The following is a 12,586-nucleotide window of genomic DNA, read 5'->3' as shown; positions in this document are numbered from 1 at the left end:
GAACTCTATCATCCGCGCCCCTGGTGAATCCGCTTATGGCACTCCCACAGTACATAAAGGTTAGCCAAGGCCTCGCAAGGTCCGAGCAATACGCCGGTGAGGTCGACCCGCAGCAATTGCTGCGGCTCAGGCTCGAACTGGCCGGCCCGTCGCAGGGCATGCAGGTATCGCTGGGGCTGGTGCGGGACGCTATTGGCAACTGGCTGAGAGGCGAGTTGCGGGGCAGCCTGGATTTGCAGTGCAGCCGATGCGAAGCGGTGTTCGCCTGGCCGCTCAAGGTGGATGTCGATCTTCGACTGGTACGCAGCGAGGCCGAAGCAAAGCAAGTGTTACAGGACGCCGACCCTTATCAGGTCGATGATGATCGTCTACCTCTGGTGGAGGTCGTCGAGGACGAGGTGCTGCTGGCGCTGCCGATGTTGCCGCGCTGCCAGGCCTGCGAGCAGGCGGCGGCGGATGCGCCGGAGCCGGCGCCAGCGGTCAAGGCCAAAAAGCCGAACCCGTTTGCGCAATTGAAGAAAGAGCTGAAGTAAACATTACGGGCGAAAAAATAAGGCCCGAAGGAAGTCGTCATGGCAGTCGCAAAATCCAAGAAGTCCCGTTCCTATCGCGGCCACCGTCGTTCCCACGACGCGCTGTCGGCGCCGACCCTGTCGGTCGATCCGACCTCGGGCGAAACGCATCTGCGTCACCACGTGACGGCCGACGGTTATTACCGTGGCCGCAAGGTGATCGACAAGTCTGCACCGGAATCAACCGAGGATTAATCCTCTAAGGCGGCGCGTAACCGAAGATGGCCGCGCCCGTCGTTCTCGCAGTAGACGCCATGAGCGGCGATCACGGTCTATCAGTGACCGTGCCCGCCGCTTTGTCGTGCCTGGAGCAGCATAAAAAGCTGCATATCGTGCTGGTAGGCGATCAAGTACGGCTCCGCGCGGCGCTGCTCGATACGCGCTGGCAGCCGGGCAAGCGCCTGAGCCTGCAGCACACCAGCGAAGTCGTGGCCATGGACGAGTCTCCGGCCAAGGCGCTGCGGCACAAGAAAGATTCCTCGATGCGCGTCGCCATCAACCTGGTCAAGGCCGGGCAGGCCAGCGCCGCGGTGTCCGCCGGCAATACCGGCGCGCTGATGGCGACCGCGCGTTTCGTGCTGAAAACGCTGCCCGGTATCGATCGCCCGGCGATTGTCTCGGCGCTGCCGGCGGTGCTTCGCCCGGTGCATATGCTGGATCTCGGTGCGAATGCCGAATGCACGCCCGAACAGCTGGTGCAGTTCGCGGTGATGGGCTCCGCCCTGGTCACGGCGGTGAACGGCGTGGAACGCCCGCGCGTGGCGTTGCTGAACATCGGTGCCGAAGAAATCAAGGGCAATGACACGATCCGCAGCGCCGCCGCGCTGCTGCAGAAATCGACGATCAACTACGTCGGCTTCGTCGAAGGCGACGGCGTGTTCTTCTCGGATCTCGATGTCGTCGTCTGCGACGGTTTCGCCGGCAACGTCGCGCTGAAAACCGGCGAGGGCGTCGCCAAGCTGATCCGTCAGTTCATGCGCGAGGAATTCGATCGCAACGTGTTCACGCGTGCCGGAGCGGCGGCGGCGATGCCGGCACTGAAAGCGCTGTCGCGGCGCATCGATCCGCGGCGCTACAACGGCGCCAGCTTCGTCGGACTGCAGGGCATCGTGATCAAGTCGCATGGCAGCGCCGACGCGCTGTCGTTCGGCAGTGCGCTCGAAGTGGCGCTGAAGGAAGTCGAGAAAGACGTGCCGATGCGGATCAGCAAGCTGCTGGCGAGTTCCGGGTTGCCGGGGGCATTCAAGGCCTGATCGTGTCTGTTGGGGTTCGCTGCGCTCACCCCAACCTACGATGCCTTTGTTGGGGTGAGCACAGCGAACCCCAACATCGGCGCACTACTTCACCAGCTGATTCAAATCGAAGATCGGCAGCAGGATCGCCAGCACGATCACCAGCACGATGCCGCCCATAGCCAGAATCAGCACGGGCTCGAAAATACCCATCATTGCGGCGACCAGGGTCTCGACTTCGCGCTCCTGGTTTTCTGCGGCGCGATCGAGCATTTCGTCGAGACGGCCCGATGATTCGCCGCTGGCGATCAGGTGCACGGTGATTGGCGGGAACAGCTTGCTCTCGGCCAGTGAGCGATGCAGGCTGCCGCCTTCGCGGACCTTGCGGGCGGCAACCTCGATCGCTTCGCGCATCGGCAGGTTGGTGACGACCTGGGTTCCGATGCGCATCGCCTCGAGGATCGGCACGCCGCTGCCAAACAGGATTCCGAGCGTGCGCGTGAAACGGCCGGTGTTGGCGCCGCGCGTCAGCCGGCCGACCAGCGGCAGGCCGAGCTGGCGCAAATGCATTTTCCGCTTGAATGAGTCGTTGCGCATCATGCGGTTGAAGCTGAAGCCGCCGATGACGATGCCGATCACCATAAACACGCCGTAGTCGCGCAGGAAATTGCTCAGCGCGATCAGGCCCGTGGTCAGCGGTGGCAGGTCGGCCTTGATGTCGGCGTAAACACCGACGACCTGCGGCACGACATAGGTCAGCAGCAGCACGACGACGCCGATCGCGACCAGGGTCAGGATCGCCGGATACACCGCCGCGAGCATCACCTTGTTGCGCATCACCTGGCGTTTCTCGACGTATTCGGCGAGGCGCTCGAGGATGTTGTCGAGTTTGCCGGACTGCTCGCCGGCCTCGACAGTGGCGCGGAACAGCGGCGGAAATGCGTTCGGAAACTGGTTAAGCGCCAGCGCCAAAGTGCTGCCTTCGAGCACGCCGCTGCGCACGCCGAGCGCAATGCGTTTGACGCGCTTGGATTCGCTCTGCTGCGACACCGCTGCCAGCGACTCGTCCAGCGGAAGTCCGGAACGCACCAGCGTCGCCAGCTGGCGCGTGAACAGCGACAGCTCGGTGCTGCTGATGCTGCCCCGATTGTTGAACACCGACGACTGCTGAGCCGCGGCCTTGTCCGAGACCTGCTCGACCGCGAGCACGGTCAGCCCGCGGTCACGCAATACCTGCCGCGCCTGGCGTGGGCTGTCGCCTTCGATCAGTCCTTTTTCCTGGCGACCTTTGGCGTTGAGTGCGCTGTACTCGTAAGCGGGCATTACTCTTCGACGGTCACGCGCAGCACTTCGCGCAAGGTGGTGTGACCCGCGATCACTTTGTGGCGGCCGGACTGCAGGATGCCGGGGCCGCGGCTGCGTGCGTAGTCTTCCAGCGCCTGCTCGCTGCTGCCGTCGTGGATCATGCTCTCGAGCTTGCGATCCATCTCGATGATTTCGTGGATGCCGCTGCGGCCGAGAAAGCCCATGTGCCGGCACAGCGGGCAGCCGACCGGCTTGTACAGCGTCAGCGGCGCATGCACATCGACGGCGAGCTGTTCCTTTTCGGTCACGCTGGCCTGATACGGCTGTTTACAGTGCTTGCACAAGGTGCGCACCAGGCGCTGCGCCATCAGGCCGACCAGCGACGAACTCAGCTGATAGGGCTCGACGCCCATGTCGCGCAGGCGCGTGACTGCGCCGACCGCTGTGTTGGTGTGCAAGGTCGACAGCACCAGGTGACCGGTCTGCGAGGCCTGCACGGCGATTTCGGCGGTTTCCAGATCACGGATTTCACCGATCATCACCACGTCCGGATCCTGACGCAGGATCGCGCGCAGGCCGCGCGCGAAGGTCATCTCGACCTTGGTGTTGACCTGCGACTGGCCGACGCCGTCGATGTAGTACTCGATCGGATCTTCGACCGTCATGATGTTGCGGCTGCGATCGTTCAGCACGCTCAGCGCCGAGTACAGCGTCGTCGTCTTGCCCGAGCCGGTCGGGCCGGTGACCAGCATGATGCCGTAGGGCTTGAAGATGATCCGGCGCAGCATTTCGATCTGCTGCGCATCGATACCCAGGTGTTCGAGATCCAGGCGATCGGCTTGCTTGTCGAGAATACGCATCACCACGCGCTCGGCATTCACGCCGGTCGGGATCGTCGACACGCGCACGTCGACCTTGCGGCCGCCGAACGCACGACTGATGCGGCCGTCCTGCGGCAGACGCTTCTCGGCGATGTCGAGCTTGGCCATGACCTTGATGCGCGACACCAGGCGCGGCGCCAGCGCGCGCGGCGGCGACATGATTTCGCGCAGCACGCCGTCGACGCGGAAGCGCACCGTCAGCCGATTCTCGAAAGTCTCGACGTGAATATCCGAGGCATTTTCCTTGATCGCTTCGACCAGCAGGCCGTTGATGAACTTGATCACCGGCGCGTCGTCGCTGGATTCCAGCAGATCCTGGTTTTCCTGCAGCTGGTGCGCGATTGCGTTGAGGTCGGTGTCTTCCTCGTCGTTGAGCCCTTCCATCAGGCTCGCGGTTGCCGCGGTCTGGCCTTCGTAGGTGCGCGACAGCAGTGCGTCGAACTCGGCGACGGTGAGGTTCTTCAGGCGCACCGGGCGGCCGATGAAGCGACGCGTCTCCTGCAGCGCTTCGATTTGCGCGCCGGGACGCGCCGCGACCAGCACGTGGTCGCCGAGATCCTCGGAGACGATCAGGCCATGCCGTTTGGCAAACGCGAACGGCGGACGTCGCAGCATCGGTTCCATTATTGGTTTACCGCCGGCCGGTCGGCGTAACGACGGTGCTCTCGCCTTCCGGCAGCAGCGGGATGGGCCGGGTCGTCGTCGGTACGTTGATCGGTTCGGAATCCGGTGTGGCCGGCGGCGCGGCACCGGGCAGCGCGCCCGGTGGCGGTACGCTGGCCGGCATATGATCGCGCGCAGCGGTATCGAAGCCCGGCATCACCGGACGCGTGCCGCCAATCAGCGGGATCGATCCGGCCGTGCCGTTCAACTGCGCTTCGCGCGCCGAGTCGTACTTGCGGCGTGTGTAGTAATCGCCCTGCGCCTGCGTGCGTACGATCGCTGGGCGGATGAACACCATCAGGTTGCGCTTGGTGCGCTGCACCGAGCGGTACTTGAATAGCGAGCCGAGCAGCGGAATGTCGCTGATGAAGGGCACGCCCGAACGGCTGTCGTTGAGCGAGTCGTCGATCAGCCCGCCCAGCACGAGGATCTGGCCGTCTTCGACGGTGACGGTATTGCTCAAGGTGCGCTTGTTGGTCACCAGGTCGACGGCCGAGGTCGAATTCGCGGCCAGGCTGGAGATCTCGAGTTTGAGCTTGAGCTTGATCGTATTGCCCTGGTTGATCTGCGGCGTGATGCCCAGGGTCAGGCCGACGTCCTTGCGCTCGATGGTCTGGAATGGGTTGACCGAGCCGCTGGTGCTGCTGGTGCCGGTGTTGCTGTAGGAACCGGTCAGGAACGGGACTTCCTGGCCGACCGAGAATTCGGCTTCCTGGTTGTCGAGCGTGGTCAGCGAGGGCTGCGACAGCACGTTGGTGTTGCCGTCGCCCTTGAGCGCCTTGAGCAACAGCGCGAACGTGGTGCCGCCACTGCTGAGAGCGCCGCCGCCGATATTGATGCCCTGGCTGAGCGCGCCGGCAACCGCCGCGGTGGTGCTGGTCGCCGCGCTGGCGCTGGCGATGGCCGTCAGCGTGGTCGGATTGAGGATGCCGGCAGCGGCGATCGTGTTGCCGTTGAAAACCGCCCAGTCGACGCCGAGCTGGCTGGATTTGTCGGCGCTGACTTCCGCGATGATGCCATCGACCAGCACCTGCGAGCGGCGCACGTCGAGCTGCGCGATGACGTCGCGGATCAGGCGCATCGCTTTCGGCGGCGCGGTGATGATCAGCGAATTGGTTTCCTTGTCGGCAAGCACCTTGACGCCATTGGCGTTGGACCCGCTCGAAGTCGGCGCCGCAGCAGCAGCGCCGGTCTTGCCTTCGGTATTCACCTGTTGGGCGTAGCCCTCCAGGATCGGCGCCAGGTTTTCGGCGCTGCCGTAGTTCAGGTAGTAGACCTGGGTCGCGCCGCCTTCGCCGATCTCGACGTCGAGCTGCCGGATGATATCGATCATCTTCTGACGGTCGGCCTTGTCGCCGCCGACCAGCACGTTGTTGGAGCGCTCGTCGGCCAGTACGATCGCCGGCTTGACGCTCGGGTCCTGGTTTTTGTCGCCCTGGGTCAGGGCGGTCAAGGTGCGTACCATGTCGGCGGCGCCGGCATTCTTCAGGTGCACCATCTCGATGTCGCGGTCGCTGGACTGGTCGATCTGCCGGATCAGCTTCTCGAGGCGAACGACGTTCGCCGCGCGGTCCGAGATGATCAGCATGTTCGACGGCGCGTAGGCGGCGAGGTGGCCCCACTGCGGCACCAGCGGACGCAGGATCGGCACCAGCTGTGCGGCTGACACGTTCTGGATGTTGTAGACGTGGGTGACGACCTCGTCGATCGCCAGGCCCTCGCCGCTGGAGTTGTAGCTGCCGCCGTCCTGGCGCGCATTGGTCTCGGGCACGATCTTGATCGACTCGCCGGCGGGAATCGCGGCGAAGCCCTGCACCTGCAGCACCGCCAGGAAGGTTTCATAAACGCCGGCCGCATCCATCGGGCTCGACGAAATCACCGTGACCTTGCCCTTGACGCGCGGGTCGACGATGAAGTTCTTGCCGGTGACCTCGGAGACCGTCGCGATCAGCGTGTTGATGTCGGCGTCCTTCAGGTTCAGCGTCACCTGCGCCCATGCCGGCAGCACGGCGCACATCGAACCCAGCAGGAGCAGCACAGCGGCGCGTGCGCGCCGCGCATAGATGGAAGGCGTCATGAGAGCTTCGACAGATCCCCGAAACAAAAACGAATCATCAGAAAATGAACAACGTTAGAACGTTGCGCGCTATGTTGAATCAGACCGCTTAATTCATGTTGATGGTGATCGCCTGCTGCGAACCGCCGCGTTCGACCGTCAGATTCAGCGTATTGGCCGAGCTCAGATCGCCCAGCATCTGCAGGGCTCGCGACGGATCGTCCAGTTGCACGCCATTGACCGAGGTCACCAAGTCGCCCGGCCGCAGACCGGCGCCGTTGAATACCGAGCGGTCCCGCCCCGGGTAGATACGATAACCGCGCTGCTGCCCATTGACGTTGGCGGGCTGGATGCGCAGGTAGTCCGAAGCCTTGCTCGGGTCGTTCAGCAGCTGGTCGCGGATGTTGCCGAGCATCTGGGCGGTGTCCGGATTGCCGGCCTGTTGCTGGACTGCCGATGCGGTGCCCGGTCCAGCGGCCAGCGGCGCTCCGGCGCGGTCCTTGTCCAGGCGCAGGGTTTCGAGCTGGCCGTTGCGCGCCAGGATTACGCGGTCCGGGAAGATCGCTTGCAGGTTAACGCCGCGGACGACATCGTCGCCCACTGAGTAGGGCTTCTCCTCGCCATCCTGAGTGCCGATCAGCGCGCGCGACTCCTGGTCGCGATCGGCGGCGAGAATGCCGAGCAGGTTCAGGCTCAGGCGCGTGTCCGGCGCCTTGTCCATCTGGTCGAGCGCCGGATCGGCCGGCGCCTGATAATCACCGAACAGATGGGCGCCGGCGATCAGCTCGGCATTGGGGCCGCTGGCCGCCGTCGGAGTATTGGCGGCGCTGATGGCCGGCGGCGCCGGTTTCCAGGCACTGGCCTCAGGGGCGGGCACCCACAGCCAGACGAACTCCGCGAGCAGCCGCGCCAGCAAAAGCGCGAACAGAACCTTCGCCGCGGCCGGCAGCCAGCGCCCGTGGCGCTCGTAGGCGAGCGCAAGCGTGCGCGGCAGGTTATCGGCCAAAGAGGTCATAAGGCCATCATAACCTGCTGTTTGTTACGGATAACAGCGGGATAAACCCGGGTTCGGTCTCCAACCCGCGGCGCAGCCTGCGCAACACCGTGATGCAGGAACGAATTGCGCCGGTGGTTGCCGAAGTGTTGCCATGCGTCGCCATCGGTAACGTAGCCGGCGGCGCCTGGAATGGCACTTGAATTGTTGGTATCTGAAACCAGATTGCTTTGGTCCCATCAGACGTGCAAGGCGATGTCGGGCGTGGCCAGGCGGCGGCGCGCGAGCCGGCCCGCAAGAGTCGCGAGCTGTCATGTCCGGCGGCCTCGTTTTTTACATGTACAGCGCTACACTAGGACCATGAGCCGCAGCAGCAATACCCAGCGTGACGAACTTCGCGACCTCGCCGTAGAGGAAGCCAAGCCGCGCCTGCAGCAGCCGCCGATGTACAAAGTGATCGTCGTCAACGACGACTTCACGCCGATGGAGTTCGTGGTCCAGGTCTTGCAGCAGTTTTTTCATCACACCCGGGAGGCGGCGGTGCAGATCATGCTCCACGTTCACACCAAGGGCCGCGGCACCGCCGGGATTTTCCCGGTGGAGATCGCGGAAACCAAGACTGCTCAGGTAAACGCCTACGCCCGTAAGCATCAGCACCCGCTGCTCACCGTCATGGAGAAAGCTTAATGCTCAGCGATGAACTCCAGAAAGCATTGGACGCCGCGTTCTTGGCCGCTCGTGGTGAAGGCCACGAACTGCTGACCGTCGAACATCTGCTGCTGGCCCTGTTGTCCGATACCAACGTGTCGGAAGTGCTGAGTGGCGGTGGCGCCGATCTCGAAAAACTCGAGCAGGCACTGCGCGACTACATCCGTCAGAACATCCACTCCAACCGCGAATCGGCCGATCAGGTCGAAGTGCAGCCGACGCTGTCGTTCCAGCGTGTGCTGCAGCGCGCGATCTACCACGTGCAGGCGGCGGGTAAAAAGCAGGTCACCACGCTCAACGTGCTGGTCGCGCTGTTCGCCGAAAAAGACACCCACGCGGTCTATCTGCTCAACGAGCAGGGCGTAACGCGGCTCGACGTGGTCAACTTCATCAGCCACGGCATCGCCAAGAACAACAGCCAGGCGCCGCAGCCGGCACCCGAGGCGTCGCAGGACAACGAGGACAAGGAAGACGGCAAGGCCAGCGGCAAGACCGCGCTGGAACAGTTCGCGGTGAATCTGAACGAGCGCGCTGCGCGCGGCCAGATCGATCCGCTGATCGGCCGTGAGCAGGAAATCGAGCGCGTCATGCAGACGCTGTGCCGTAGGCGCAAGAACAACCCGCTGCTGGTTGGGGAGGCCGGCGTCGGCAAGACCGCGATCGCTGAAGGCCTGGCCTGGCTGATCATCGAAGACCGCGTGCCTGATCTGCTGCGCGGCAGCGTTGTTTACAGCCTGGATCTCGGCAGCCTGATCGCCGGCACCAAGTATCGCGGCGACTTCGAGAAGCGTTTCAAAGCGGTGATGACCGAGCTGACCACGCAGCCGGGCGCGATCGTGTTCATCGACGAGATCCACATGATCATCGGTGCCGGCGCGGCCAGCGGCGGTGTCATGGATGCGTCCAACCTGCTCAAGCCGCTGCTGTCCACGGGTGAGCTGCGCTGCATGGGCTCGACCACCTACCAGGAATATCGCGGCATCTTCGAGAAGGATCGCGCGCTGGCGCGCCGTTTCCAGAAGATCGACGTCACCGAGCCGACCGTCGAAGATACGGTCAAGATTCTCGAAGGCCTGAAGCTTCGCTTCGAAGAACATCACCATGTGCAGTTCACCCGCGGCGCGCTGCGCTCGGCGGTGGAGTTGTCGGTGCGCCACATCACCGACCGCCATCTGCCGGACAAGGCGATCGACGTGATCGACGAAGCAGCCGCGCGGCTGCGCCTGCTGCCGGAATCCAAGCGCCGCAAGACCGTGCAGGTCCGCGACATCGAAGAGACCGTCGCCAAGATCGCGCGGATTCCTCCGAAGAGCGTGTCCTCGAACGACCGTGACAGGCTGGCGACGCTGGAACGCGATCTGAAGCTGACGATCTACGGTCAGGACGTGGCGATCGAGCAGCTGGCCTCATCCATCAAGCTGTCGCGCTCGGGCCTCGGCAATCCGGACAAACCGATCGGCAACTTCCTGCTGGCCGGCCCGACCGGCGTCGGCAAGACCGAGGTCACGCGCCAGCTCGCGCTGCAGTTGGGCATCGAGCTGATCCGTTTCGACATGTCCGAGTACATGGAGCGCCACACGGTCAGCCGTCTGATCGGCGCGCCTCCGGGCTATGTCGGTTTCGACCAGGGCGGTCTGCTGACCGAGGCGGTCATCAAGCAACCGCATTGCGTGGTACTGCTCGATGAAATCGAGAAGGCGCATCCGGATGTTTTCAACCTGCTGCTGCAGGTCATGGACCACGGCACGCTGACCGATAACAACGGCCGCAAGGCGGATTTCCGCAACGTTATCCTGGTGATGACGACCAACGCCGGCGCCGAGGAGTCCTCGCGTCGCTCGATCGGTCTGGTCGAGCACGTCCACTCGATGGATGCGATGGAAGTGATACGCAAGATGTTCACGCCGGAATTCCGCAACCGTCTCGACGCGATCATCCCGTTTGCCGCGCTGGGGCCGGTCGAGATTTCGCGGGTTGTCGACAAGTTCCTGGTTCAGCTCGAAGAGCAGCTCGCCGCCAAAGGTGTGGTGCTGGATATCGACGAGGATGCGCGCGCCTGGTTGGGCACGCGCGGCTACGATCCGAAGATGGGTGCGCGTCCCATGGCGCGCACGATTCAGGATGCGCTTAAGCGCCCGCTGGCCGAGGAGCTATTGTTCGGCAAGCTTGCGCACGGCGGCAGCGTCCATGTCTCGGTCAAGGACGACAAGCTCGTGTTCGAGATGGAGTCCAAAGAGAAAGTGGCGCAGCTGGAGCCGGTCTGAGGCGATGTAGGTCGGCAATCCCGTTGCCGACGTGAGGCAGCGATTGCGCAACCGAGAGCACACGTCGGCAAGGGATTGCCGACCTACGGCCAACAAAAAGCCCGCTTTCGCGGGCTTTTTGTTGATTCATGTTGCGCGAACTACTTGTCGCGGAATGTGATGCGGCCCTTGGTCAAATCGTAGGGCGTCAGCTGCACCGTGACTTTGTCGCCAGTCAGGATGCGGATGTAGTTCTTGCGCATGCGGCCAGATATATGGGCCGTGACCACATGTCCATTGTCGAGTTTGACGCGGAACGTGGTGTTCGGCAGGGTCTCGGCGACCGTGCCGGGCATTTCAATGTGATCTTCTTTCGCCATTAGCGAGGTGTACTCGGACATGCGGGATAGCCCGGCATTATCCGCTTTCGCATCGATGCGGGCAACCGCCGTCTTCAGCCTTCATGCCGGGCGATCTCAGGTTTCCAGAACCTGCCAGCCGCGGCTGGCCAGAATCTCCAATGGATGGAAGTTGCGCTTGTATTCCATCTTCTGGCTGCCCGGCACCCAGTAGCCGAGGTAAACGTGGTCCATGCCGGCATCGCGTGCATGCATGACCTGTCTCAGCACCGCATAGGTACCGAGGCTGCGGTCCGGTAGATCGGTGTCGAAGAAGGTGTAGACCGCTGACAGGGATTGCGGTGTGCGGTCGACGACCGCGCAGGCCACCATCCGGCCATCCAGCCGCATCTCCCAGAACTCGGCGGTGCCCCAGCCGCAATCGAGAAAATTGTGGAAGCCGGGTTTGTCTTCGGGATTCATTCCGCCACCGGAATGGCGACCGCGCAGATAGCGCCGGTAGAGATCGAACTGCTCGTCACTAAGCTCCTGGCGGATCTCCATCACCAGGTCGTCATTGTTTTTCAGGCAGCGACGCTGCGAACGATTCGGCGCAAAATCGCGGACTGGAATCCGTGCCGGAATACAGGCCGCACAGCCGCTGCAGCGTGGCCGATAGACATGATCGCCACCGCGCCGAAAACCCTGCGACAGTAACATCTCGTAGCGCTGCGGATTGAGCGTGAAGTCCGGATCGACGAACAGGCTGCGCGCCGTTCTCTGCGGCAGATAGCCGCAGGGATGTTCGGTGCTTAAGTAGAGCCGGATCCGTTCCATTGCTATTGCATCTTACCGAGGTAGATGCTCGCGCGGTGTGGGGGAGGGAATGTCGAAACGCCAGATGCCAGTGCGTCCCGGCAGTGCCGTTGCCGGCCGCAGCAGGTTCAGGAAGCGTTCGCGGGAAATATCGATCGCCCCCAGCGTGCGCAGATGCTCGGACGCGACCTGGCAGTCGAGCAGATGGAAGTCCCAGCTTTTCAGCTGCTCGCACAGCCAATACAAGGCGATCTTCGAGGCGTCCGTGGCATGCGAGAACATCGATTCGCCAAAGAACGCACGGCCGAGTGCCACGCCGTAAAGACCGCCGATCAGCTCGCCATCACGCCAGACTTCGACGGTGTGCGAATAACCGCGTCGATGCAACTCCTGGTACGCATCGCGCATGTCGCTGCCGAGCCAGGTGCCGCGGCTGCGCATGCGCGGCCCGGCGCAGGCGTCGAGCACGTCGCGATAGGCCGTATCGAGCGTTACCGCGTAGTCGCCGCGGCGCAGGGTTTTGGATAGCGAGCGCGAGATTTTCATACCGCCGGGCATCAGCACGGCGCGCGGATCCGGGCTCCACCACAGGATCGGTTCGTCCGGGTTGTACCAGGGGAAAATGCCGAGCGAATAGGCGCGTATCAATCTGGTGACGGACAAATCGCCGCCGATCGCCAGCAACCCGTTCGGATCGCGCATGGCGAGATGCGGCGACGGGAAACTCTGGCTCGGATCGCGTGGATCCAGCCAGTGCAGGCGGATCGGATTGTCCATC

At 63.4% G+C, this 12,586-nt stretch carries 12 protein-coding genes; 5 read left to right on the top strand and 7 right to left on the bottom strand.

Features of this window, described 5'->3' with window-relative positions; translation table 11 throughout:
- Positions 1-23 precede the first annotated feature (23 nt).
- The 3 genes from JWQ90_RS00730 to plsX are packed head-to-tail and all read left to right on the top strand — an operon-like array spanning position 24 to position 1,825.
- Positions 24-533 carry a DUF177 domain-containing protein gene (locus JWQ90_RS00730; protein WP_299687830.1) on the top strand — a complete coding sequence of 170 codons (510 nt, stop codon included), beginning with the start codon at positions 24-26 and terminating at the stop codon, positions 531-533.
- Between the two features lie 39 nt (positions 534-572).
- Positions 573-767 (top strand): 50S ribosomal protein L32, encoded by a 195-nt coding sequence (rpmF, locus tag JWQ90_RS00725; RefSeq protein WP_299687827.1) that lies wholly within the window; start codon positions 573-575, stop codon positions 765-767.
- A 26-nt stretch (positions 768-793) separates the two neighbouring features.
- Positions 794-1,825, top strand: coding sequence for a phosphate acyltransferase PlsX (plsX, locus tag JWQ90_RS00720; protein ID WP_299687824.1), 1,032 nt, complete (start codon positions 794-796; stop codon positions 1,823-1,825).
- Positions 1,826-1,909: 84 nt separating this feature from the next.
- Here plsX and gspF read toward each other — a convergent pair whose 3' ends face one another.
- The 4 genes from gspF to gspC all read right to left on the bottom strand — a co-directional run bounded on the left by gspF (position 1,910) and on the right by gspC (position 7,724).
- Complete coding sequence (gene gspF / locus JWQ90_RS00715; RefSeq protein ID WP_299687821.1) at positions 1,910-3,127, bottom strand: type II secretion system inner membrane protein GspF; 1,218 nt, start codon at positions 3,125-3,127, stop codon at positions 1,910-1,912.
- Positions 3,127-4,614 (bottom strand): type II secretion system ATPase GspE, encoded by a 1,488-nt coding sequence (gene gspE, locus JWQ90_RS00710; RefSeq protein ID WP_299687817.1) that lies wholly within the window; start codon positions 4,612-4,614, stop codon positions 3,127-3,129. Before gspE ends, gspF begins: the two co-directional genes overlap by 1 nt.
- Before the next feature lie 7 nt (positions 4,615-4,621).
- Positions 4,622-6,730, bottom strand: coding sequence for a type II secretion system secretin GspD (gspD, locus tag JWQ90_RS00705; RefSeq protein WP_299687814.1), 2,109 nt, complete (start codon positions 6,728-6,730; stop codon positions 4,622-4,624).
- An 88-nt stretch (positions 6,731-6,818) separates the two neighbouring features.
- Positions 6,819-7,724, bottom strand: coding sequence for a type II secretion system protein GspC (gene gspC, locus JWQ90_RS00700; RefSeq protein ID WP_299687811.1), 906 nt, complete (start codon positions 7,722-7,724; stop codon positions 6,819-6,821).
- A gap of 339 nt (positions 7,725-8,063) precedes the next feature.
- Here gspC and clpS point away from each other — a divergent pair, with 339 nt between their 5' ends.
- Together clpS and clpA are read left to right on the top strand one after the other, a co-directional pair.
- Entirely contained in the window at positions 8,064-8,390 is a 327-nt protein-coding gene (gene clpS / locus JWQ90_RS00695; RefSeq protein ID WP_299687808.1) for an ATP-dependent Clp protease adapter ClpS, read from the top strand.
- Entirely contained in the window at positions 8,390-10,675 is a 2,286-nt protein-coding gene (gene clpA / locus JWQ90_RS00690; RefSeq protein ID WP_299687805.1) for an ATP-dependent Clp protease ATP-binding subunit ClpA, read from the top strand. The genes clpS and clpA overlap by 1 nt, the downstream gene beginning before the upstream one ends.
- 140 nt (positions 10,676-10,815) lie before the next feature.
- Here the strand turns inward: clpA and infA are convergent, their stop codons facing one another.
- The 3 genes from infA to aat form a co-directional block, all read right to left on the bottom strand.
- On the bottom strand, positions 10,816-11,034 hold the full coding sequence (gene infA, locus JWQ90_RS00685) for a translation initiation factor IF-1 (RefSeq protein WP_007186111.1): 219 nt from the start codon (positions 11,032-11,034) through the stop codon (positions 10,816-10,818).
- Between the two features lie 96 nt (positions 11,035-11,130).
- Positions 11,131-11,829, bottom strand: coding sequence for an arginyltransferase (locus JWQ90_RS00680; protein WP_299687802.1), 699 nt, complete (start codon positions 11,827-11,829; stop codon positions 11,131-11,133).
- Positions 11,830-11,841: 12 nt separating this feature from the next.
- On the bottom strand, positions 11,842-12,585 hold the full coding sequence (gene aat / locus JWQ90_RS00675) for a leucyl/phenylalanyl-tRNA--protein transferase (protein WP_299687800.1): 744 nt from the start codon (positions 12,583-12,585) through the stop codon (positions 11,842-11,844).
- Position 12,586 lies beyond the last annotated feature (1 nt).

Source organism: Hydrocarboniphaga sp. (genome assembly GCF_028291725.1).
Classification (GTDB): domain Bacteria; phylum Pseudomonadota; class Gammaproteobacteria; order Nevskiales; family Nevskiaceae; genus Hydrocarboniphaga.
The sequence above is the reverse complement of the archived record's forward strand: the minus strand, read 5'-3'. Positions and strand labels throughout refer to the sequence as shown.

What these genes read in the sequence shown, in the direction of transcription:
- gspE (WP_299687817.1), bottom strand. Translation starts at nt 4,614, where the DNA reads ATGGAACCGATGCTGCGACGTCCGCCGTTCGCGTTTGCCAAACGGCAT.
- clpS (WP_299687808.1), top strand. Translation starts at nt 8,064, where the DNA reads ATGAGCCGCAGCAGCAATACCCAGCGTGACGAACTTCGCGACCTCGCC.
- infA (WP_007186111.1), bottom strand. Translation starts at nt 11,034, where the DNA reads ATGGCGAAAGAAGATCACATTGAAATGCCCGGCACGGTCGCCGAGACC.
- clpA (WP_299687805.1), top strand. Translation starts at nt 8,390, where the DNA reads ATGCTCAGCGATGAACTCCAGAAAGCATTGGACGCCGCGTTCTTGGCC.
- rpmF (WP_299687827.1), top strand. Translation starts at nt 573, where the DNA reads ATGGCAGTCGCAAAATCCAAGAAGTCCCGTTCCTATCGCGGCCACCGT.
- plsX (WP_299687824.1), top strand. Translation starts at nt 794, where the DNA reads ATGGCCGCGCCCGTCGTTCTCGCAGTAGACGCCATGAGCGGCGATCAC.
- gspF (WP_299687821.1), bottom strand. Translation starts at nt 3,127, where the DNA reads ATGCCCGCTTACGAGTACAGCGCACTCAACGCCAAAGGTCGCCAGGAA.
- gspC (WP_299687811.1), bottom strand. Translation starts at nt 7,724, where the DNA reads ATGACCTCTTTGGCCGATAACCTGCCGCGCACGCTTGCGCTCGCCTAC.
- JWQ90_RS00680 (WP_299687802.1), bottom strand. Translation starts at nt 11,829, where the DNA reads ATGGAACGGATCCGGCTCTACTTAAGCACCGAACATCCCTGCGGCTAT.
- aat (WP_299687800.1), bottom strand. Translation starts at nt 12,585, where the DNA reads ATGGACAATCCGATCCGCCTGCACTGGCTGGATCCACGCGATCCGAGC.
- gspD (WP_299687814.1), bottom strand. Translation starts at nt 6,730, where the DNA reads ATGACGCCTTCCATCTATGCGCGGCGCGCACGCGCCGCTGTGCTGCTC.